The 23,219-nt window shown below is 53.9% G+C and carries 16 protein-coding genes; 13 read left to right on the top strand and 3 right to left on the bottom strand.

Features of this window, described 5'->3' with window-relative positions:
- Positions 1-17: 17 nt before the first annotated feature.
- The 3 genes from JFC11_RS17380 to JFC11_RS17370 all read left to right on the top strand — a co-directional run bounded on the left by JFC11_RS17380 (position 18) and on the right by JFC11_RS17370 (position 5,324).
- Positions 18-2,177, top strand: a complete 2,160-nt coding sequence (locus tag JFC11_RS17380) for a methyl-accepting chemotaxis protein (protein ID WP_198350154.1) — start codon at positions 18-20, stop codon at positions 2,175-2,177.
- Positions 2,178-2,316: 139 nt separating this feature from the next.
- The gene (ilvD, locus tag JFC11_RS17375) at positions 2,317-4,161 is read left to right on the top strand and encodes a dihydroxy-acid dehydratase (RefSeq protein WP_038486064.1); all 1,845 of its coding nucleotides are present in this window, start codon (positions 2,317-2,319) and stop codon (positions 4,159-4,161) included.
- Between the two features lie 110 nt (positions 4,162-4,271).
- Positions 4,272-5,324 (top strand): oxidoreductase, encoded by a 1,053-nt coding sequence (locus JFC11_RS17370; RefSeq protein WP_198350153.1) that lies wholly within the window; start codon positions 4,272-4,274, stop codon positions 5,322-5,324.
- Positions 5,325-5,581: 257 nt separating this feature from the next.
- On the opposite strand, the gene nudE is transcribed toward JFC11_RS17370, so the two are convergent.
- On the bottom strand, positions 5,582-6,196 hold the full coding sequence (nudE, locus tag JFC11_RS17365; RefSeq protein WP_193060828.1) for an ADP compounds hydrolase NudE: 615 nt from the start codon (positions 6,194-6,196) through the stop codon (positions 5,582-5,584).
- Positions 6,197-6,266: 70 nt separating this feature from the next.
- On the opposite strand from nudE, the gene yrfG reads away from it, so the two are divergent.
- The 9 genes from yrfG to rsd all read left to right on the top strand — a co-directional run bounded on the left by yrfG (position 6,267) and on the right by rsd (position 17,396).
- Positions 6,267-6,944: a GMP/IMP nucleotidase gene (yrfG, locus tag JFC11_RS17360; RefSeq protein WP_089037425.1), complete on the top strand. Its 678-nt coding sequence runs from the start codon at positions 6,267-6,269 to the stop codon at positions 6,942-6,944.
- Entirely contained in the window at positions 6,944-7,333 is a 390-nt protein-coding gene (gene hslR, locus JFC11_RS17355; protein WP_038486056.1) for a ribosome-associated heat shock protein Hsp15, read from the top strand. The genes yrfG and hslR overlap by 1 nt, the downstream gene beginning before the upstream one ends.
- A 58-nt stretch (positions 7,334-7,391) precedes the next feature.
- Entirely contained in the window at positions 7,392-8,267 is an 876-nt protein-coding gene (hslO, locus tag JFC11_RS17350) for an Hsp33 family molecular chaperone HslO (protein ID WP_038486054.1), read from the top strand.
- Between the two features lie 310 nt (positions 8,268-8,577).
- Complete coding sequence (locus tag JFC11_RS17345; RefSeq protein ID WP_038486052.1) at positions 8,578-10,134, top strand: phosphoenolpyruvate carboxykinase; 1,557 nt, start codon at positions 8,578-8,580, stop codon at positions 10,132-10,134.
- Between the two features lie 140 nt (positions 10,135-10,274).
- A complete protein-coding gene (msrB, locus tag JFC11_RS17340; protein ID WP_038486050.1) occupies positions 10,275-10,772 on the top strand; it encodes a peptide-methionine (R)-S-oxide reductase MsrB in 498 nt (165 codons plus the stop codon).
- Between the two features lie 1,316 nt (positions 10,773-12,088).
- Entirely contained in the window at positions 12,089-14,464 is a 2,376-nt protein-coding gene (locus tag JFC11_RS17335; RefSeq protein WP_198350152.1) for a Tex family protein, read from the top strand.
- A 142-nt stretch (positions 14,465-14,606) separates the two neighbouring features.
- The gene (gene gshA, locus JFC11_RS17330; protein ID WP_198350151.1) at positions 14,607-16,247 is read left to right on the top strand and encodes a glutamate--cysteine ligase; all 1,641 of its coding nucleotides are present in this window, start codon (positions 14,607-14,609) and stop codon (positions 16,245-16,247) included.
- Positions 16,244-16,741 (top strand): disulfide bond formation protein B, encoded by a 498-nt coding sequence (locus tag JFC11_RS17325; protein WP_038486044.1) that lies wholly within the window; start codon positions 16,244-16,246, stop codon positions 16,739-16,741. Before gshA ends, JFC11_RS17325 begins: the two co-directional genes overlap by 4 nt.
- A 166-nt stretch (positions 16,742-16,907) precedes the next feature.
- Complete coding sequence (rsd, locus tag JFC11_RS17320; RefSeq protein WP_038486042.1) at positions 16,908-17,396, top strand: sigma D regulator; 489 nt, start codon at positions 16,908-16,910, stop codon at positions 17,394-17,396.
- A gap of 167 nt (positions 17,397-17,563) precedes the next feature.
- Here the strand turns inward: rsd and JFC11_RS17315 are convergent, their stop codons facing one another.
- Both JFC11_RS17315 and JFC11_RS17310 read right to left on the bottom strand, forming a co-directional pair.
- Positions 17,564-20,638: an efflux RND transporter permease subunit gene (locus tag JFC11_RS17315; RefSeq protein ID WP_198350150.1), complete on the bottom strand. Its 3,075-nt coding sequence runs from the start codon at positions 20,636-20,638 to the stop codon at positions 17,564-17,566.
- Positions 20,622-21,713, bottom strand: coding sequence for an efflux RND transporter periplasmic adaptor subunit (locus JFC11_RS17310; protein ID WP_198350149.1), 1,092 nt, complete (start codon positions 21,711-21,713; stop codon positions 20,622-20,624). The genes JFC11_RS17315 and JFC11_RS17310 overlap by 17 nt, the downstream gene beginning before the upstream one ends.
- Positions 21,714-21,981: 268 nt before the next feature.
- Between JFC11_RS17310 and JFC11_RS17305 the strand changes: the two genes are divergently transcribed.
- Complete coding sequence (locus tag JFC11_RS17305) at positions 21,982-22,956, top strand: malate dehydrogenase (RefSeq protein ID WP_038486035.1); 975 nt, start codon at positions 21,982-21,984, stop codon at positions 22,954-22,956.
- Positions 22,957-23,219: the final 263 nt, after the last annotated feature.

The raw sequence follows: 23,219 nt of genomic DNA, 5'->3' as shown, positions 1-23,219 counted from the left end.
CCCTAGGGAGCCTCTGCATGCGCAACAACCAACCCGTCACTCAGCGTGAGTACACGCTTGACGATGAGACTGTGCTGATTTCACGTTCCGATTTGAAGGGCAATGTGACCTACGCTAACGCAGCGTTTGTCGAGGTCAGCGGCTATACCCGTGATGAATTGATGGGAAGCCCTCACAATCTAATTCGCCACCCGGATATGCCGGAAGCAGCTTATGCAGATTTCTGGAAGACGATTAAGTCAGGTGCGAGCTGGCAGGGTACGGTCAAAAATCGTCGTAAAAATGGTGATCATTATTGGGTCACAGCTAGCGTAGCACCGCTCAGGGATGGCGATCGCATCGTAGGGTATACCTCGTTGCGGCGCAAAGCCCCAGCTCAAAGTATTGCGCTGGCAGAAACCGTCTATAAAGAAATACGCGAAAAAGGTAAATCTCGCCGCTACACGCTGGCGCAAGGGGCGCTAAGGCGCCGTGGTGTGGGAGGCTTTTTTGCTCGCTTTCAGTTTAATAGCCTAAAAGCTAAGTTAACGGGTATGGTCGTAGCCTCCATTATTCTAATGGGATTGGCAGGCGGCCTAGGGATGTACGGCTTAATGGTTTCTGGTGAGCGTCTCGATACGTTAAATCGCTCAGGGCTAGAAGCCGTCGCCAATCTTCAGCGAATAGACCGCCAAATCGGACAGGTTGTAACTCAGTTGGAACCTGCTGTTCGTAACCCTCGGCGGGTTGATGTTGATGCAGTTGCCGCATCAATTAGCGAATATTCTCAATCAATACAAACGCTTTGGAACGAGTATCTTACTGACAGCAATGCCGATTCTGAGCGTCTGCAAGCTTTTAGTGCAAGATTAGCGACCTGGGTAAACAGTGTCGATACCACGATGACGGCGGTCAGTGACGCAAATGGCTTTGCCGCTTTCGAAGCCTTTAACGACGGTGTACAACCTACCACAGAGCAGCTAAGAGAGAGCAGTAGCCAGTTAGTTAGCGATGAGCGAGCAAATGCTGAAGCGCTGGTGGGTCAGGCTCAGCAGGGACGCCAGCAAATGTTGATTGCTCAAGTGGTGTTGATGGTCATTGGTTTGCTGTTGATGGTAGGTCTCAGTACCGTAATTCTAAGGTCAGTGTTGCGCAGCGTAGAAGGGGCGCGACATATTACTTTTCAGATTGCAGCAGGTAATTTGGCTGCTCGCGAACGTCGTGAAACGAAAGACGAGCTGGGCGAGTTGCTCTATTCGTTGGATACCATGCGCTTTAGCTTGGCGAGTATTGTCGGTGATGTAGAACATCGAGTGTCGGTTGTCACGCCTGCTGTTCAGCAAATTGCCGCTGAAAATGAAGAGCTTGCTTCTCGCACCGAGCAGCAGGCGTCATCACTGCAGCAAACGGCCTCTAGTATGGAAGAAATGACGTCCACGGTGCAGCAAAATACTGAGAATGCTCGCCAAGCGACGGAGCTGGCGGTGCAGAATGCCTCAAGCACCCGCGATACCCGAGAGCAAATGCAGCAGTTGGTCGCAAGAATGCAGCGTATTGCCCAAAGTGCTGAAAAAATGGCGGAGATGATTGGCGTCATTGACGGAATCGCTTTCCAAACGAATATCCTGGCACTCAATGCATCGGTCGAAGCTGCACGTGCTGGAGAGCATGGTCGAGGCTTTGCGGTAGTAGCTAGTGAAGTGCGTAACTTGGCGAGCCGTAGTGCTGATGCGGCCCAAGAAATTCGCAAGATGATTGAAAGTACGACGCAAGAGGTCAGTGGCGGCCGTGGCGCGGTCGAGCAAGCTGAGCGAGCCATCGATAATGTGATGCAGCAGGTCAGCCGTGTCAGTGAGCTGATGGAGTCGATTAGCACCGCCTCAAGCGAGCAAAGCAGCGGTATTGGCCAAATTAATTCCGCGATTGCTGAAATGGATAATGTGACTCAGCAAAACGCCACCAAAGTACAAACCATCGCGGCCTCTGCGGATAATTTAGCGCTAGAGACGTTTGAGCTAGCGAATGTAGTGGATGCCTTCCGTCTGGAAGGCGCCCAGGAAGAAAATATTCACTCTGCCCGGGAAAAGCTACAGCAGGTTAATCAAGCGCAGCGTAAAGCATCACTGAAACTGCCTTCAGGCGCTGCGGCAAGAGAAGTGGCTAGTCAAGATCACTCTGCACAGTGGGAGACGTTTTAACTCTGACAAATTGGGAAGGGAGGTTGCTCTCACCATCTAGTCTCCACGGTGCGCTCATGCCACAATCTAAGGCCGCTGGATTCACTTGCCTGTCGCCAAGAATGCGGTAGGCCACGATAAAGATGTAGAAGAGGACACCATGCCCGAGTATCGCTCCCGTACGACCACCGCCGGCCGTAATATGGCCGGCGCCCGCGCCCTTTGGCGCGCTACAGGTATGAAAGACGACGACTTCCATAAGCCTATTATTGCGGTTGCGAACTCGTTTACCCAGTTTGTACCGGGCCATGTTCACTTAAAAGACATGGGCCAATTGGTCGCCCGTGAAATTGAAAAAGCCGGCGGTGTGGCTAAAGAGTTCAACACCATAGCGGTAGATGATGGCATCGCTATGGGGCACGACGGCATGCTCTATTCGCTGCCCAGCCGCGATATTATCGCTGATAGCGTTGAGTACATGTGTAATGCCCACTGTGCCGACGCGCTAGTGTGTATTTCCAACTGCGACAAAATTACCCCTGGGATGTTGATGGCTGCTATGCGCCTCAATATTCCGGTCATTTTTGTTTCGGGTGGGCCCATGGAAGCGGGTAAAACCAAGCTGCTAGATCACGGCCTAGATCTGGTCGACGCCATGGTTATGGCGGCTGACGATAGCGTTGATGATGAAACTCTGGCTGAAGTCGAGCGCAGTGCTTGCCCCACCTGCGGCAGTTGCTCGGGTATGTTTACCGCTAACTCGATGAACTGTCTAATGGAAGCATTAGGCTTAGCGCTACCTGGTAATGGTACCGTGCTGGCGACCCATTCAGACCGTCGGCGCCTGTTTGAAACCGCTGGCCATCGCATTGTAGAGCTGGCCAAGCGCTACTATGAAGGCGAAGAAGCCCACCTGCTGCCCCGTGCGATTGGTAACAAAGCAGCGTTCAAAAATGCTATGACGTTAGATATCGCCATGGGCGGATCTACGAATACAATTTTGCATTTGCTGGCGGCGGCCCAAGAAGCGGAAGTCGACTTCTCCATGGCGGATATTGATCGGCTCTCTAGGGAAGTGCCGCAGCTATGTAAGGTGGCACCCAATACCCAGAAATACCATATCGAAGATGTTCACCGTGCGGGTGGAATTATGGCTATTCTGGGCGAACTGGATCGTGCGGGAGTGCTGGACACGTCAGTGCCAACTGTTTACGGCGATAGCCTAAAAGCGGCGCTGGAAGAGTGGGATATTATGCGCTCGCCAAACGCTGAGGTGGTCGAGTTCTTTAAAGCAGGCCCTGGTGGTATTCCAACCCAAACCGCTTTCTCACAAAGCGCCCGCTGGCCAAGCCTAGATGGCGATCGTGCTACCGGTTGTATTCGCGACCTAGCGCATGCGTTCTCAACAGAAGGCGGTTTGGCTGTGCTTTACGGCAACATCGCCCTCGATGGTTGCGTGGTTAAAACGGCAGGCGTTGACGATTCGATTCTCGTGTTCGAAGGCAAAGCCCACGTCGTTGAGTCCCAAGATCAAGCAGTGGCCAATGTATTGGACGGTAAGGTCAAAGAGGGCGATGTAGTGGTCATTCGCTACGAAGGCCCTAAAGGCGGTCCTGGCATGCAGGAAATGCTCTATCCGACCTCGTACTTAAAATCCAAAGGGCTGGGTAAGGCCTGTGCATTGTTGACGGATGGCCGCTTCTCTGGCGGGACTTCTGGGCTTTCCATTGGTCATGTTTCCCCCGAAGCGGCGGCAGGTGGCGCGATTGGTTTGGTTGAGCAGGGCGATACCATTCTGATTGATATTCCCAACCGTACGATTAACGTGCAACTACCTGATTCAGTATTAGCGAAGCGTCGCGAGGCAATGGAAGCTAAAGGCAAAGACGCCTGGAAGCCCGTCGAGCAGCGGCCTCGTAAGGTAACTCCCGCACTGAAAGCCTACGCATTGCTGGCCACGTCAGCAGACAAAGGTGCGGTTCGCGACCTTTCCAAGCTCGACTAGGTGTAGGTACTATGTAAAACAGCCCGTGCAAAGCGGGCTGTTTTATGTGGATTGCTTTATGTGAGCTGCTTTATGCCCAATGCAAACCGTCAAAACGACTAAGGAATGTAATGAAGGCGATTATCAACGTTGGCCTCGTTGGCTATGGATTTGCGAGTAAAACGTTTCATGCGCCACTCATTCAGGCAACGGAAGGCTTGGATTTAGTCGCAGTATCCTCTAGCGATGCCGCCAAAGTGCATGCTGACTTGGATGTTGAGGTTGAGCGCCAAGCACTGGCGTTATGTCAGCGTAGCGATATTGATCTAATTGTTATCCCTACACCTAATGACACGCATTTTCCGCTCGCCAAAGCAGCGTTGATGGCGGGTAAACACGTAGTCGTCGATAAGCCGTTTACCGTCACACTTTCAGAAGCCAAGCAGCTAAAAGCGCTGGCGATTGATAAAGAGCGTTTGGTGTCGGTATTTCATAACCGCCGTTGGGATAGTGACTTCCTTACTATTAAAGCGCTGCTTGAAGCCGGCACGTTAGGCCGTGTCACTGGGCTTGAGTCGCGTTTTGATCGTTTTCGTCCTGAAGTTCGTGACCGCTGGCGCGAAAAAGCCACACCAGGTGGGGGAATTTGGTATGACCTAGGCCCTCACTTGCTTGACCAAGCTTGTGAGCTGTTTGGGATGCCAAATGCCATCATGCTAGATCTGGGTGTGCGCAGAGATGACGCTAAAGCCGATGATGACTTTTTAGCGCTGCTGGAGTACGACGGCTGCCGCGTTAGCCTCAGCGCTGGCACGCTGGTTGCCGAATCAACACCGCGCTTCCGCATTAATGGAACGAAAGGTAGCTACCTTAAATACGGTCTAGACCCTCAAGAGGATCGCTTAAAAGCGGGAGAAGTGCCAACGCCTGCCTGGGGTGCTGACTCCCCTGGTACGCTGACCCTTCGCGAGGGCGACGGAGAAGAGGCACCGCTAGTGCGTCACGAGCATGCTACCCAGGCGGGTGACTACCTGGCTTACTATCAAGGCGTGGCCGTCGCGATCCGCGATAAAACGCCGCTGCCTGTTGATATTGACGATGCGCTACGCAACATGACGCTCTTGGAAGCTGGCCTAGACAGCCACCGCCAACGCCGCTGGATACCGCTAAAACACCATTTGTAAGCATTGGATGAAAAGCCTTTTGGCAGTGGCCAGGCACCCCTGGGGTCATCATTGTAGGAGGCCGATTTATCGGTGGTCCGACATCTCGGCGATGGCGGCGCAGCCGCCCATAGCTGGCACAGGCAGAAAAGCCTGGGTCATCGCGAGCTGAAGCTCCCTCCCACAAGGTACCGTGCCACTGATCTATTTTAGGAGGCCAAACCATCGCGAGCTGAAGCTCCCTTCTAGACTATTTGCCCGCGTTGATCATTAACGCTTTACAACAAATCCATTGCGTTATTACGTTTCTCTTCGCGTAGCTTATCCCTTGCGATATAGAGCGCGGCGATGGCGCGGGCTTCGTGGAAGTCGTCACGTAATAGCAGTGCCGGCAGTTCTTCAATGGCATGGGTTTCGACAATCAACGGCTCTGGCTCGTCGCCCGGCAGGCGCTTGGGATAAAGATCGGTGGCGATGAGTACCTGCATGCGGTGGCGCATATAGTTAGGCGCAAGCGATAACTCCACCAGCGGTTCAATGCGATGCGCGCCAAAGCCGCACTCTTCCATTAGCTCGCGGTTGGCTGCAGTGACAATATCTTCGCCGGGATCAACTAGCCCCTTTGGCAGCGTCAGCACATAATCTTCAAAGCCCGCCGCATATTCACGAATAAGCAGTACATGCTCTGGATCGGGCATGGCAATAATCATTACCGCGCCTCGGTCTGCGCCGGTTAAACGTTCAAACTGGCGCTCTTCACCATTAGAAAAGCGCAAGTCAAGCGACTCAATCTGGAATAAACGGCTTTTGGCGACGTTGGTTCGCGCCAAGATTTGCGGCTTTTTCAGGTAGTCATGTGGGGTATTGCCTGTTGAAGCGTCGTGGAGTGACATCATGCCTCCGTGGCTGCAAAAAACGGGTTACGCTACAATAGCATGCTTACTCTTTCATACTGGAGCGGCAATGATTGATTGGCGCGAGATTGATACTGTCCTACTCGATATGGATGGCACGCTGCTGGATCTGCACTTCGATAGCCATTTCTGGCTAGAGCACCTGCCAAAACGCTATGTTGAGCTTCATCAGCTAGACGCAGCGAGCCAAGAAGCGCTGCGTGCGCGAATTATCGGTGAACAGGGCACGCTGAACTGGTACAGCCTTGCGTACTGGAGCCGCGAGCTCGGTGTGGATATCGTGGCGCTGAAACGCGAAGTACAACACTTGATAGGCCTGCGTAGCGACGCGTTAGACTTTTTAACCTGGCTCAAGCAAGCCCACCCCCGTGTCATTCTAGCGACCAACGCAGACCGTGCCAGCCTCGCGCTAAAATTACCGCTGACAGGGTTGGAAAACTACCTCGACGCCATCATCTCATCAGAAGATGTGGGGGCTGCTAAAGAGGAGCAGGCTTTCTGGTTTGCGCTTCAAGAGCGAGAACCGTTTGATTCAGCGCGTACGCTGTTTATCGATGATAACGCACGCGTACTCGAAAGTGCCCGTGAGTTTGGTATCAAACACTTACTGGGTATTAAGCAGCCAGATAGCCAGCGGCCTGAAAAAGAACTGCAGGAGTTTATTGCCCTAGACCGGTTTGCCCAACTGCTGCCAGATAACCTGCCAGGGCAGCGAGGAGAGCGTTAATGAGCGACAGCGTTCGCTTGGATAAGTGGCTATGGGCCGCACGGTTTTTCAAAACCCGTGCCCTGGCTAAAAAAGCGATAGAAGGCGGTAAAGTTCACTATGACGGTGGCCGCGTCAAAACCAGCAAAAATGTCGAGCTGGGGGCGCTTATTCGCGTTCCCCAAGGGTGGGATATTTTTGAGGTGGAAGTGATTTCGCTTTCCGACCAGCGTCGCGGCGCGCCAGAAGCGCGTAAGCTCTACGCTGAAACCGAGGAAAGCGTGCAACGTCGAGCTAAAGAAGCTGAAGCTCGTCGTCTCACCAATGAAGCCATGCAGCACCCACTCAAACGCCCTGATAAAAAACAGCGGCGTGATATCCAGCGCTTCCAGCGCCAACAGGGCGATTAAACACGCACTTATTCGTCATGGCGGTAAGCCTTCTCTCTACTTCTCCGGCGGTTTCCTTATGTCTGATCAAATCCAACGTTTTATGTTTGACCAAACCAACGTGCGTGGTGAAATCGTCACGCTCAGCACTGCCTATCATGAGGTGTTAGACCGTCACGCCTATCCACCAGCGGTTAATGAACTGCTGGGTGAGCTGCTGGCGGCGGTCGCTTTGCTAACGGACACGGTAAAACTAGACGGCACCTTAAGCATTGAAGTGCGTGGACGAGGCTCGCTTGCACTCTTAATGGCCGAGTCCAACCCCGGTGGTGAGCTGCGTGCGATCGCGCGAATCGCGGAAGACGCTGTGCTGCCCAGCGAACATGCCAGTTTCCGAGAGCTGGTGGGTGAAGGCCAAATTGTGATTACCCTCGATCCAAGGGAAGGGCATCGATATCAAGGTATTGTTGCGCTTGATCACGCTACCTTGGGGGGCTGCCTAGAAGCATACTTTGGCCAATCAGAACAGTTGCCAACACGCCTTTGGCTCGCGGCTGATGGCGAGCGTGCAGGTGGGCTGCTGCTTCAGCGCCTGCCTGACGCCTCACAAAATCAAGATGTTGATGCTTGGGAGCGCAGCGTTCATCTCGCTGAAACCATTAAGGCTGAAGAGCTGCTGGGGCTGGAGCAGCGCGAAGTGCTGTATCGGCTCTATCACGAAGAGACGGTTAGAGTGTTCGAGCCGAAAGCACTACGCTTTGGTTGCACCTGCTCGCGGGAGCGAATGAGTCATGCGTTATACACGCTTGGCGAACAGGAACTGCGCGATATTTTGCGTGAAGAAGGCGCAATCGATACGCAATGCCACTTTTGCCACACGAAATATCACTACACAGCCGCAGATATTGAAATTTTATTAGAAAATCCGGACGCGCCACCCCCGGTGATTCATTGATTGTGTAGTCGCAGATGATGGCATGAGTATTGAAGTCGTATAGATACCGCGCTAGTCATAGCAAAGCCTATAGGATGCCTGCCGAACGGTTGTTTGAAAATATACTGCGCTGCAACACAAAATGTAGTGTCATTGTAGTAGTTTAACTACAAGATATTTGATGAAAGCCCCCGTTTCCTGGGGGCTTTCTTTTTGCCATAATGCGCCGGACTTCAGCGCACTCAGCCCATGGTATTGGAAACAATAAGCGGCTGAGATGATTTCTCAAGGCGTCGTTGACGCCCGGTAAATTCGAGACCCAGGAATCGACATGACCACGACTCAAGCCGCTCCCCAAGCCCACGTTAATCTTAGCAGCGCCGAACTGATCGAGCGCGCCGTGGCCCGTGGTGAAGGCCGCCTGTCGGCTAACGGTGCGCTGGTGGTAAACACCGGTCTGCGCACAGGGCGTTCACCGAAAGATCGCTATATCGTCGACGAGCCCTCTACTCGCGATAGCATCGACTGGGGAAGCGTGAACCGCCCGTTTGATGCTGAGAAATTTTCAGCGCTGTGGGCACGTGTAGAAGACTATCTGGGTAGCGGTGAGCACTTCGTAGCCGAACTGCATGTCGGCAGTGATAACACACACTACTTACCCGTTCGTGTTACCACAGAAACGGCTTGGCAAAACCTGTTTGGCCGCACCATGTTTGTGCGCCCGCAGGCATACAACACAGCGGTTAAAGATGAGTGGACGATTCTAAACGCCGCGGGTTTTGAGTGTGACCCCAGCCGCGACGGCACCAACTCTGATGGCTGTGTCATTATTAACTTTGCCGAGCGCAAAGTATTGATTGCTGGTATGCGCTATGCCGGTGAAATGAAGAAAGCAATGTTCTCTGTGCAGAACTACTTGTTGCCAGAAGCTGACGTTCTGCCGATGCACTGTTCTGCAAACGTTGGTGAAGACGGCGAAACCTGCCTGTTCTTCGGTCTTTCAGGTACGGGTAAAACCACGCTTTCCGCTGACCAAGCGCGCTACCTGATTGGCGATGATGAGCACGCGTGGGGCGACGGTATCGTCTTCAACATGGAAGGTGGCTGCTACGCTAAATGTATCGACCTTTCTGAGAAGAACGAGCCGGTTATCTGGAACGCGATTAAGTTTGGTACCGTGCTTGAGAACGTTGTTCTTGACGATCGTCGCGAGCCGGATTACGCCGACGACAGCCTGACTCAGAACTCTCGTGCCGCTTACCCGCTAGAGCACGTTGAAAAGCGTGTACCGGAGAACCTGGCTGGTGAGCCTAACGCTATCGTCTTCCTGACCTGCGATATGTCTGGCGTATTGCCGCCCGTATCGATTCTTTCCAAAGAAGCCGCCGCGTACCATTTCTTGTCAGGCTACACAGCGAAAGTGGGCTCTACCGAAATGGGTTCATCTGAAGGCTTGGCTGCCACATTCTCTACCTGCTTCGGTGCGCCGTTCTTCCCGCGTCCTGCGCGTGAATACGCCGACCTGCTGATCAAGCGGGTAGACAAAAAAGATGCTCAGGTTTATCTCGTCAACACCGGCTGGACAGGGGGTGCCTACGGTGAAGGTGGCTCACGTTTCTCTATCCCAACTACTCGCGCCATCATCAGTGCTATTCAGTCCGGCGTGCTGCGTGATGTTGAAACCCAGCACATCGATGGCCTTAACCTTCAAGTGCCTGTAGCGGTGCCGGGTGTAGACTCTAGCCTGCTCAATCCTCGCGAAACGTGGGCTGACCAAGATGCCTACGATCGTCACCTGCAAGATCTTGCCACCAAATTCGTTGATAACTTTAAGAAGTTTGAAGGTGTTAACGAGGCAATTATCAAGGCGGGTCCGCAGTTAACCTGATATGTACGATAGGGTAAAAGTTGTCAAACGTTTGAATAACTAATCGAACGTTTAGGCAGTCAAGTAGTCAAAACGGGACGGTGCTAAGGCGCCGTCCCGTTTTTGTGTCTATGTCCTTGACGTGTTAAAGGGGTGCGCAAATGAAGCGTCGTCACTTTTTGGGTCTTGCTGGACTAACGGGATTGGCAGGTGTTCTTCCTGGCGTCTCGTTTGGCTTTCCGCGATTAGACCTTAAAGCAGCTCCTGGCCTTGAAAAGCTTGAATTAAGCGAAGACGAATGGCGTGAACGCCTGACTGATGAAGCCTTTTACGTGCTCCGCGAAGAGGGAACTGAGCGCGCCTTTTCAAGCCCACTGGACGGAGAGGTTGGGGAAGGTGAGTACCGCTGTGCTGGGTGCGATCTTGTACTTTTCACCAGCGCGATGAAGTATGACTCTGGCACCGGTTGGCCCAGTTTTTTCGAGCATGTTGAGGGCCATTTGTTAAGCAAGTTGGATTTCAAACTGGTGTGGCCACGCACAGAATATCACTGCGCGCGCTGCGGCGGTCATCAAGGTCATGTCTTTGGTGATGGTCCAGAGCCTACCGGCTTGCGCTGGTGCAACAACGGTGTAGCACTGCGGTTTGTGCCTGCATAAAACACTATCCGCGGGTGCCTCGTTTGCTCGTCTCTCGCAAGACTCGTTACACCGCGCTACAGGGATGCAACCATTGAGCTCAGTGGGATTGTAGCGCGTGGTAAGCGAAGCGCACCCGCGAGGGTAGTGCGAAGGCTGGAGTTGATCATGTGCCCATGGAGTGTCGCGGGTGCCTCGCTTGCTCGTCCCTCGCAAGACTCGTTACACCGCGCTACAGGGACGCAAACATTGAGCTCAGTGGGATTGTAGCGCGTGGTAAGCGAAGCGCACCCGCGAGGGTAGTGCGAAGGCTGGAGTTGATCATGTGCCCATGGAGTGTCGCGGGTGCCTCGCTTGCTCGTCCCTCGCAAGACTCGTTACACCGCGCTACAGGGACGCAAACATTGAGCTCAGTGGGATTGTAGCGCGTGGTAAGCGAAGCGCACCCGCGAGGGTAGTGCGAAGGCTGGAGTTGATCATGTGCCCATGGAGTGTCGCGGGTGCCTCGCTTGCTCGTCCCTCGCAAGACTCGTTACACCGCGCTACAGGGACGCAAACATTGAGCTCAGTGGGATTGTAGCGCGTGGTAAGCGAAGCGCACCCGCGAGGGTAGTGCGAAGCGGTGCTGGAGTTGATCATGTGCCCATGGAGTGTCGCGGGTGCCTCGTTTGCTCGTCCCTCGCAAGACTCGTTACACCGCGCTACAGGGATGCAACCATTGAACTCAGTGGTGTTGTAGCGCGTGGTAAGCGAAGCGCACCCGCGAGGGTAGTGCGAAGCGGTGCTGGAGTTGATCATGTGCCCATGGAGTGTCGCGGGTGCCTCGTTTGCTCGTCCCTCGCAAGACTCGTTACACCGCGCTACAGGGATGCAACCATTGAACTCAGTGGTGTTGTAGCGCGTGGTAAGCGAAGCGCACCCGCGAGGGTAGTGCGAAGCGGTGCTGGAGTTGATCATGTGCCCATGGAGTGTCGCGGGTGCCTCGTTTGCTCGTCCCTCGCAAGACTCGTTACACCGCGCTACAGGGATGCAACCATTGAACTCAGTGGTGTTGTAGCGCGTGGTAAGCGAAGCGCACCCGCGAGGGTAGTGCGAAGCGGTGCTGGAGTTGATCATGTGCCCATGGAGTGTCGCGGGTGCCTCGTTTGCTCGTCCCTCGCAAGACTCGTTACACCGCGCTACAGGGATGCAGCCATTGAACTCAGTGGTGTTGTAGCGCGTGGTAAGCGAAGCGCACCCGCGAGGGCAGCTTCCCCATCGTGGCCAATTCATGCCAGCATCGTGCGATTGTGGTACCTTGTCGGCACCTCGAATGCTGCATGAGTTAGTTGCACGTTATGGATGTCAAACAACGCATTATTTCACGCTTAGCCACTGAGCTAAACGTACGGCCTGAACAGGTCTCCGCAACGGTAGAGCTTCTGGATGGTGGCGCTACCGTGCCGTTTATTGCACGTTATCGTAAAGAGGTAACGGGTGCCCTCGATGATATTCAGCTGCGCCAACTGGATGAGCGTCTGCGCTATTTGCGCGAGCTGGAAGAGCGCCGTGAAGCCGTACTAGCGGCTATCGATGAGCAAGGCAAGCTGGATGCCACGCTAAAAGCAACGATTCAGGCAGCTGAGACGAAGCAGCGCCTAGAAGACTTATACCTACCGTTTAAGAAAAAGCGCCGCACGAAAGCTCAAATTGCCCGTGAAGCGGGCCTAGAGCCACTGGCTGATGCCCTGTTGGCCAATCCGCAGCTTAATCCCGAAAGCGAAGCAGCGCAGTACCTGCGCCCTGCAGAAGGCGATATTCCAGCCATTGAAGATGCCAAAGCCGCCCTTGATGGTGCTAAGCAAATTCTCATGGAACGCTTCGCCGAAGACCCTGAACTTATTGGCCGATTGCGTGAACGGTTATGGCAAGAGGGCGAATTGAGTGCCCGCGTGCTAGATGGCAAGCAGCAGGAGGGCGCAAAGTTCTCTGACTACTTCGAACATGACGAGAAACTTGCCAAGGTGCCATCTCACCGTGCGCTGGCTATGTTCCGTGGTCGCAACGAAGGCATTCTAAGTCTGGCGATTCGTCTGCCTGGCGAAGAGGACGCGCCAATTCATCCGGCCCAGGTCGCTATTGCCAAACAAGTGGGTATTAGCGATGAAGGCCGCCCCGCCGACAAATGGTTGAGCGAAGTAGTGCGCTGGACGTGGCGTGTGAAGCTCTATACCGCGCTTGAAACCGAGTTGTTGGGTCGCCTGCGCGAGCAGGCAGAGTTGACTGCTATCGAGGTGTTTGCCGCCAACCTGAAAGACCTTTTGCTGGCGGCGCCTGCAGGGCAAAAAGTGACTCTCGCGATTGACCCGGGTCTAAGAACCGGCTGCAAGGTTGCGGTGGTGGATGCTACCGGTCAATTTATCGACCAAGCGACGATTTACCCCCATGCGCCGCAGAATCGCTGGGACGAATCGCTCAATGTGCTCGCTAAGCTGGTTAAACAGCACGGCGTTCAACTCGTTGCCGTTGGCAATGGCACCGCCAGTCGTGAAACCGACAAGCTGGCAGGTGATCTGCTGAAGGCGTTAGCACCCGAACATCGTTTAAGTAAAGTCATGGTGTCTGAGGCTGGTGCGTCGGTTTACTCCGCGTCGGAATACGCTTCCCGCGAGCTGCCGGATCTTGATGTCACTGTGCGCGGTGCTGTCTCTATTGCTCGCCGCCTGCAAGACCCGCTTGCAGAGCTGGTGAAAATCGAGCCGAAATCTATCGGTGTTGGTCAGTATCAGCACGATGTCTCCCAGGTGCAGCTGTCACGTAGCCTAGAAGTCGTGATAGAAGACTGCGTTAACGCTGTCGGTGTGGATCTCAATACGGCATCTAGCGCATTGCTTTCACGTGTTGCCGGGCTAAGTGCTGCCATTGCTGAAAATATTGTTGCTCAACGCAACGTTAAAGGTGCCTTCACAAGCCGTAAAGAGCTGTTGGAAGTTAGTCGCCTTGGGCCAAAGACGTTTGAGCAGTGTGCAGGTTTTTTGCGCATTAGCAACGCCGAAAATCCGCTGGACGCCAGCGCTGTTCACCCAGAGGCTTATACGCTGGTAGAGCGTATTGCCAAGCAGAATAGTCGAGATATAAAAGGCCTGATTGGTGATAGTGCGACGCTAAAAGCACTGAAGCCCGCTGACTTCGCTGATGAGCGTTTTGGTGTTCCTACCGTCAGCGATATTCTCAAAGAGCTGGATAAGCCAGGACGCGATCCGCGCCCTGAGTTTAAGGCGGCTGAATTCCGTGAAGGCGTCGAAACACTCAAAGACCTGAAGCTGGGCATGGTGCTGGAAGGTACCGTCACCAACGTGACTCACTTCGGTGCCTTTGTAGATATTGGCGTTCATCAAGACGGGCTCGTGCATATTTCAGCGCTCTCTGACCGCTTTATCGATGATCCGCGCAGTGTAGTTAAAGCAGGCGATATCGTTACCGTTAAGGTGATGAGCGTGGATATCCCCCGCAAGCGGGTAGGACTTTCAATGCGTTTGGATGATGAGCCAGAGCAGGCGCAAGCAGCTGCAAATTCCACTAACGACGAGCCTCGTAAGCCTGCACGTAGCCAGCGGTCGGCTAGTTCTGGACAGAATGGTCGTGGTCAACGCCAGGGAGGAAAGTCCAGCGAAGCAGCGGCACCAATGGGCGCGCTCGGCGCAGCACTGCTTAAAGCAAAGCAGGGCAAATAGTCGCGCGTCTTGAATATTTAATGGTTGCCGCCATATCCTGCTGTCTATTCTCGGTAAAAAAACGTGATAAACCGCATGGCGATGCCAGCTGATTTCAACAAGGCCTGCTTTAAGCAGGCCTTACTAACAAGGAGTGTTCACCTTGTCTGAACCTCTCACTGTGCCATCCACACTGACCGCCCAGGTTGAGCGTTTGCTCCCTAGCGCGCGTTTAGGGCGCCTAGGTCGCCTGCGTCGCGGGGTGGAAAAAGAGGGCCTGCGCGTTGACGCCAACGGCCATATTGCTCAAACGCCGCACCCTTACGCGCTGGGTTCAAAGCTAACCCACCCGCATATCACCACTGACTACTCCGAAGCGCTATTGGAGTACATCACACCGGTGTATTCAGAGCCAAAAGAGGCGTTGGCATTTTTATCAGACCTGCACACGTTTACCTATCACCACTTGGAAAATGAGTGGATTTGGCCAGGCAGCATGCCGTCTCGGCTTTCCGGTAACGATAGCGTACCGATTGCTGACTATGGCAGCTCCAATGTGGGCACCATGAAGCATGTTTATCGTAAAGGGTTGGATGTGCGCTACGGGCGTATTATGCAGGCTATCGCCGGGGTGCATTACAACGTATCGCTACCCGATGATATGTGGCATGCCCTGCGTGAGCTTGAAAAAGCCACCAATATTCCTTTTAACGATTATCGCTCTACGCGTTATTTCGGCATGATTCGGCATTTTCGTCGTCATAGCTGGCTGCTGCTCTACCTATTTGGCGCATCACCCGCCATCGACAAAAGCTTCCTGCCAACTGGTACAGTGCCTGAAAAACTGCAGTCGCTGAGCGACGACACCTATTACGCCCCCTATGCGACCACGCTACGTATGTCGGATTTGGGCTATCAGAATAAAGTGCAGTCGCAGCTTAAAATCTGCTTTAACTCGTTGTCCAACTACGTCAACACGCTACGGCACGCTATTTCCACTCCGTGGCCAGACTACGAAAAGCTGGGCGTGAAGAACGGCGACGAGTGGCAGCAGTTAAACGCCAATATTTTGCAGATTGAAAACGAATACTACAGCGATATTCGCCCTAAACGAGTCGCCAAGCACAACGAAACGCCCAGTCAAGCCCTGGAAGCGCGTGGGGTGGAGTACATCGAAGTACGCTGTTTGGATCTTAATCCATTCGACCCGCTAGGTGTCACCGAAGCTCAGATGCGTTTTGTTGATACCTTCTTAATGTGGTGTCTATTAAGCGATAGCCCGTGGATTTCAGACGAAGAGTGCGACCGCTTAGACGACAATCGCCGTTTCGTCGTTGAGCGTGGGCGTGACCCAGCGCTGAAGCTGATCCATAACGGCAAAACGACGACTGTGAAGGAGTGGGGCGAGCAGATTTTTGCGGAAATGGCCGAAGTGGCACGCCTATTGGATGCTGTAGAAGAGAGTACTCCTCATGCGTCGGCACTCGCTGAGCTAGCGCCGCGGCTGAAAGATCCTTCTCTAACTCCCTCAGCGCAACTACTGGCGCGCCTGGAAGCTGGTAATGGCTCGCTCAGCGATACGCTGTTGCAATTGGCTCAAGAGCAAGCCGACAAGCTTAAATCCACGTCCATGCTACGTTCTCGTGAAGCACTGCTTGCTCAGTTGATCGAGACCTCGCACCAACAACAGCACGATATTGAAGAAGCCGATCAAGAGAGCTTTAGTGAGTTCCTAAGCACTTACTTTGCCAAAGCGCGTGAGTCCAGAGCGCTGTCTGCTATTTCACCAGAGGATGGTCAATGACATCATTAGCAGTTCGCCCTATCGCGTTAGCGGGCTTCGCCTTTTGTGTTCTGATGATGGCGGTAGCCTTGGGGCTTGAGCATATTATGGGGTTGGAACCCTGCCCGTTGTGTATTTTTCAGCGGGTCGCGGTGATTGCCGCAGGGCTGGTGCTAGGTATCGCTGCACTTCATAACCCAAGTGGCAAAGTAGGCAAAGCTATCTACGGTTTGCTGAGCTTAGCCGCAGTAGGTACGGGTGCTTTTGTTGCCGGAAGGCATGTATGGCTTCAAGGCTTGCCCGCTGACGAAGTGCCAACCTGTGGCCCAGGCCTTGAGTACATGATGGATATCTTGCCGATGCAAGAAGTGGTTGCCATGGTGCTTACCGGCTCTGGTGAGTGTGCTGACATCGATTTCATGTTCTTAGGCCTGTCGCTGCCTGCATGGACCTTGATCGGCTTTTTATTGCTCGCGATTGCGCCTCTGCGTATTCTGTGGTCTTTAAAAACATAGTCTGTAAAAACATGGTCTGTAAAAAAGAGTTAAATAAGTGGTATGGTTTACGTTAATTGATTGGCCTCATTTAATTAAGTAAACCGTACCCGCTAGGATTGACAGGTGTCCACGGACGCGCGAGTCTAGCTCAGTTGAAGACGGCTATCTGTAAGGAGAAAGCCCCATGCTCGAAGATTGCAAAAATGCCCTGGAGCGCTGGGGGGGCGTGCACAGTTTGATTGATCGCTGGCTTGATCAGCGCCGCTCGCTGTTAGTCAGCTTCATTGAGCTGAAAGAAGCTTGTGACGCCGAGTTAGAGGCGATTAGTAAAGCGCGCATTGACACCTTTAGTGAGTTGTTGATGGACTACATCAGCGCTGGGCACTTCGAGATTTACCCCCAGCTTGCTGAGGAAGCGAAGGCATTCGACGATGAGAGTGCGTTACAAATCGCGGCAAAGCTTCTTGAGCGCTTAGAATTGTCAACGGCCATGGTGCTGGAATTCGATGAAGACTTCGCCTCACCGGTACGCTGTCAGCAGAATCTAGTGCGTTTGCCCGCCTGGATTGACCGCTTAGCGAAAGGGTTGGCAGAGCGCTTTGCCCTTGAAGACCAGCTAATCGCCCGCCTGCACGCCGCCCACAGCCCACAGCAGATGAAGTCACCAGCGTAGCGCTTTTCGCTGCCCCGCGGGTGCGCTTCGCTTACCACGCGCTACAACCCCTGTGAATTCAGTATGTTTTGTAGCGCGGCGTAACGAATCTTGCGAGGCACGAGCAAATGAGGCACCCGCGAACGGTGCCCCAGCCGCCCCTGCTATGCAGTCTCACACCTCACCTATTACTTCTCACGCCTCACCTTGCCGCCTATTACTAACATGCAAGGCGTTAGCAAGAGCGTTAGGGCAGTGGCAAAGGTTAAGCCACCTGCAATCGCGCTGGACATTTGTGTCCACCACTGGGCCGAGGGGGCATTGAATCCTAGCGCGGGTGCAAAAAGATTAACGTTGATTCCCAGCACCATCGGCATTAACCCCAGCACGGTGGTAATAGCGGTGAGAAGCACTGGGCGTAAGCGCAGGGTGCCTGCTTCTAGTGCCGCTTCGGTTGGGGGCATGCCTTGGCCGCGCAACTCGTTGTAAGTGTCGATCAAGACGATATTGTTGTTAACGACAATACCTGCCAGGGCGATAATGCCCATGCCCACCATGACAATACCAAACGCTTGGCCAGTAATGAGCAGTCCCATCAAAACGCCCGCAGTGGAGAACACAATGGCCGATAGCACTAGCGCTGCTTGATAGTAGCTATTGAACTGTGTCACCAGAATCAGCGCCATTAGCCCAATCGCGATCAAGAAAGCGCTGATCAAGAACTGCATGGATTCCTGCTGATCTTCTTGTTCACCCGCCACATTAACCATCAAACTATCGTCAAGTTGGCTTTGGCCTGCATCTAGTAGCGCTCGCAACCGCTCGTCCGCTAAATAGCCTGGTGCTAAATCTGCCTCAACGGTAATCGCACGGCGTCCATCAATACGATTCAGGGTGCCAACTTTGGGGGCGGGCGTAATGTCTACAAAGTGAGCAATAGGCACTTGGCCTCGTGGGGTGTTGATCGTCAGTCGTTCAAGTTGGTTGAGCGTGCGCCAGTGTTCCGGTAAGCGCACGCGAATATCCACCTCATCAGTAACGGTGGGGGGACGGTAGTTGGCCACTTGAAGGCCAGTGGTGAGTAGCTGTACAGCACTACCAATGGTGGTGATATCGGTGCCCATGCGGGCAGCGGCTTCACGGTTAACCTTTACCTGCCATTCGACCCCGGGCAGGCTGCGGTTATCCTGGATGTCGGTAAAGCCGCCTAGCTCCTGCATTAGTGCCGTAATCTGGTCAACGCCGGCGTTTGCGATATCTGGATCAGTGGCGCTTACTTCGAGCACAATAGGTTTGCCGCCACCAGGCCCCATCTCCTGCTCGCGAAACTCTAGCGTTATCCCCGGTAGATCTTGAGTGCGCTCGGCCATGTCAGCCAAAATCGTGCGGGCAGGGCGGCGCTGGTACCAGTCGACAAACTGAAACTGCAACATCCCGATCACATCATTGCCCATTTGCTGGTTAGGCACCGCAAAAGAGCGTGCATAAAGGGCTTCGACTTCTCCCATGCTGCCCAGCCGGCTTTCCACCCGCTTCAGTATGGTGTCGGTTTCTTCAGCGGAAAAATCGCCTCGGGCACGTACCAGCACCTGCGCGCTGTCCGGCTCTACGCTGGGGAAGAAATCAACGCCATGATTAAAACGAGCATAGCCGGTATAAATCAACCCAATTAACAGTACCGCAAACACGAGCACCCAGGTGGGATGCTGCAGTAAACGTCCGAGTACGCGGCGATAGGCGCGCCCAAGCGACGTGCTTTCGTCGACCGGGCCAGCACCCGCGGTTGCTGTATGGGATGTGCGGGTAAACAATCGCCCCAGGGTTGGCAAAAACACCAGAGCCATGGCTAGCGACGCAAGAAGGCACAAGATGACGGTGGCAGGCAGGTACTTCATAAACTGACCTACCACGCCTGGCCAAAATAGCAGTGGTATAAATACCGCAAGCGTTGTCGCGGTAGAGGCAATAACCGGCCAGCTCATGCGTGTTGCGGCATTCAGCCAAGCCTGGTGGGGAGACTGCCCCTCATGCAGGTGTCGGTCAGCGAGCTCGCTGACTACAATCGCACCATCCACTAGCATGCCAGCCACTAAGATCAGCGCAAATAACACCACAATGTTGAGCGTAAAACCAAATGCCCAAACCAGTAGAATGCCGGTTAAAAACGCGCCGGGTATGGTCAGGCCCACCAGCAGCGCCATGCGCCAACCCATCACGGCTACGACAACAATTAATACCAGTACCACTGCGGTGAGCACGTTATTTAACAGCTCAGAGAGCATGTCTTGAACGGTAACCGACTCGTCCAAAATCGTGGTGATACGCAGCTGTTCCGGCAGCAGGTCGCCTGCCTGGGCAAATCGTTCTTTGACGGCGTCAATGGTGGCGATGATATTTGCCCCAGCGCGCTTGGAAATTTCCAGCACTACCGCAGGTTGGCCGTCGATGCGGGCAAATCCTTCGGGATCTTTGTAGGTCGGTAAAATCCACGCAACATCGCCAAACGTAACCACCTGGTCGCCGTCAACTTTCACCGGCATGTCCATGACATCGTTTAACGATTCGATAATGCCCGGTACTTTTAGTGCTAGCCGTCCAGCGCCGGTATCCAAGCTGCCCGCAGCAACCAGGCGATTATTGCGTGAGATTTGATTAAACAGCGTATCAAAATCAACGCCATAACTTTCCAGTACCAGTGGGTCAACGACAATTTCGAGTAAGTCCTCGCGGTCGCCAGCAATATCGACCTCTAGAACGTCGGCAATGCCCTCTATTTCCTCTTTTAAGCGACGCGCAATGGTTACCCGTTCTCGAGTATCCAGCTCGCCGGAAAGGCCGATGCTCAACACCGGAAACTCCGAGACGTTAACCTCCATGACTCGAGGCTCGTCCGCTTCATCCGGTAAGCTACTGCGGGCGATATCCACGCGTTCGCGTACATCAGAAAGCGCTGTATCCGGATCAAAGCCAGGATCAAACTCCAGCGTTACCGACCCATGACCTTCGCTAGACTGGGCGGTAAATTTGCGCAGCCCTTCGATTCCACGCAGCTCCTGCTCCATTGGGCGAACTAGCAGGCGCTCACCATCTTCCGGGCTAACGCCTTCCAGCGAAAGCGAGACGTAAATAATCGGGATAGTGACGTCTGGATTGGCTTCCTTGGGAATCATCTGCCAGGCAGTTGTACCCGCTAGCAGCAGGCCAACCAGGAGCAGCAGGGTGGTTCGCGTGTGGGTTAGCGCCGCATTAATCAACTGACGCATGACCACCTTCCTGGGTAGACACTGGTGTTACGGTGTCGCCTGGGTTGACCAAACCTGCGCCGAGGGTGATCAACTGCACGGAGCTGGGTAGGCCAGTAACGTAGGCGCGTTCGGTATCAGCACTGACCAATTCAATCGCCGTTTGGGCAACGCGGTTATTCTCAACAACATGCTTGATGGCTAATTGACCCTGCTCATTCAGATTAAAGAGAGCAGGCGATAGAGTATGCACCTGTCGAGGTGGCAGCGTTATGGTGAATTCAGCGCTGCTCCCTGCTAGGCGTTGCCTGTCTGGATTGTCGAGCGTTACTTCGATATAGAATGTGCGAGTGGCTTCTTCTGCACGACTACTAATGTAAGACACTTCGCCGGAAAGCGACTGGCCATTGAGCAGTCGCGCGGTGACAGGTAAGCCAACGCTTAACTCGCCGATTTGCTGTTGAGCCACCCAAGCGGTGCCGATTAAACGCCGGTCGTCGATCAGTCGTGCCCACTCTTCGCCTGGTTGCAGCAAGTCGCCAAGCTCAACCTGGACGCGGTCCAACACGCCTTCAAAGGGTGCGGTAGGGCGAGTATCGCTTAACTGCTTTTCCAACTGAGCTACCTGGGCTGCGCTGGCGCTTAAGGCACTTTGCAGGCGCAGCAATTCTGGCTGAGAAATCAGCTCGCGGCGGCGTAGGCTTTGAGCACCCGCGTACTCCGCTTCAGCAAGCGCTAACTCATCACGTGCCTGCTGTAGGCGTTGAGGGAGCGCGTCGTTGTCTAGTACAAGCAGTGTCTCGCCTCGGCTGACGGTTTCTCCTTGGGCCACCGGTTTTTCTGCGACATAGCCAGTTACATTGGCGCGCAGCAGTGTTTCTTTTTCAGCAGTTAGCTGGCCTTGCAGCACGTGCTTAGGAATATAGGGCGCGCTCTGCTGGGTCATCACCTCTACACGAGGTGTTGCGTCGCGTTCAGTGGCATCTACATCAGGTGGACTACTTTGGAAACGTTGAAAATCGCCAACCGCTAGCCATATCACAAGCGCCAGAACTAGCAGGCTAGCAAGCGCGTAAGAGTAGGGGATTCGTCGCATGGGGTAGTTATATCCGTATTAACCCAAAAAAATCACACAAGGCAAGTCATGCTGAAGGGTAGGCCGTACTAAAAGTTAAGGCTTACTGACCGACACACCATAGCGCAACTGGCGTCTGGCAGCGAGTACCAAGCCGCTGAGAGAATGGGTAGTAGTCTCATGTATGATTGAGTTTTTGCACATCTGGGCATACCATCTTTGCGTCTTGAGTTCTGTCGTCCCACTCTCAGGCGAGAACCCACCCTAGGCGAACCATCAAGGAGCAATGATGAAAGATCCAGTACGTATTGCGATTACCGGCGGTGCCGGCCAGATCAGCTACTCTCTTATTTTCCGCATCGCCGCTGGCGATATGCTGGGGCCGGATCAGCCAGTCATTCTCCAGCTTCTCGAAATTCCCCAAGCCATGGACGCACTGAATGGCGTTGTCATGGAAGTTAACGACTGTGCTTTCCCGCTGGTACAAGACATCGTTGCCACTGATGATCCGAACGTTGCCTTCAAAGATGCCGATTTCGCCTTGCTGGTAGGTGCGCGTCCGCGTGGCCCGGGTATGGAGCGTAAAGACCTGCTGGAAGCCAACGCCGCGATCTTCTCTGTACAAGGTAAAGCGCTGAACGATCACGCTAGCCGTGACGTGCGTGTACTCGTTGTCGGTAACCCGGCTAACACCAATGCATTGATTGCTTCTTGCAATGCGCCGGACCTCGATGCAGGCCAGTTCACTGCGATGACGCGTTTGGATCACAACCGTGCGCTGACACAGCTGGCTCAGAAAACCGGCAAGCACGTTACTGACGTTGACAGCATGATTATCTGGGGCAACCACAGTGCTACCCAGTACCCTGATCTGGCGCAGTGCAAAGTAGACGGCAAAGCCGCCTTCGATCTGGTCGAGCGTGACTGGTACGAAAACGACTTTATCCCGACAGTACAGCAGCGCGGTGCGGCGATTATCAAAGCACGCGGCGCATCTTCTGCAGCGTCTGCGGCGTCTTCAGCCATTGATCACATGCGTGATTGGGCGCTGGGTTGCGATGGTATCGTCAGCATGGCGATCCCGTCTGACGGCAGCTACGGCATTGAAGAAGGCATCATCTACTCCTACCCAGTTCGTTGTCAGGGTGGCAAGTATGAAATCGTTCAAGGCTTTGAGTTGGACGCGTTCAGCAAAGAGAAGATGCAGGCTACCGAGAAAGAACTGCGTGAAGAGCGCGCGGCTGTTGAGCACCTGCTCGGCTAAGCACGTTTACTAGCGTTCTTTGAGCTGTTCTAAAAACTGTTCTTAGAGCAATGCTCAGTAATACCAAACCCCGCAAGCTAAGTGCTTGCGGGGTTTTTTTATTGGGCGGCTGTGCCGTTCGCGGGTGCCTCATTTGCTCGTTCCTCGCAAGATGCGTTACCACGCGCTACGTTTGCAACGTATTGAATTGACGGGTTTGTAGCGCGGTGTAAGCGTCAGCGCACCCGCGGGGCAGTGCCATAATCGTTCGCGGGTGCCTCATT

Origin of the sequence: Vreelandella alkaliphila (assembly GCF_016107625.1) — a bacterium.
GTDB lineage: Bacteria > Pseudomonadota > Gammaproteobacteria > Pseudomonadales > Halomonadaceae > Vreelandella > Vreelandella alkaliphila.
Note: the sequence above shows the minus strand (reverse complement) of the source record. Positions and strands in the feature narration are given on the sequence as shown.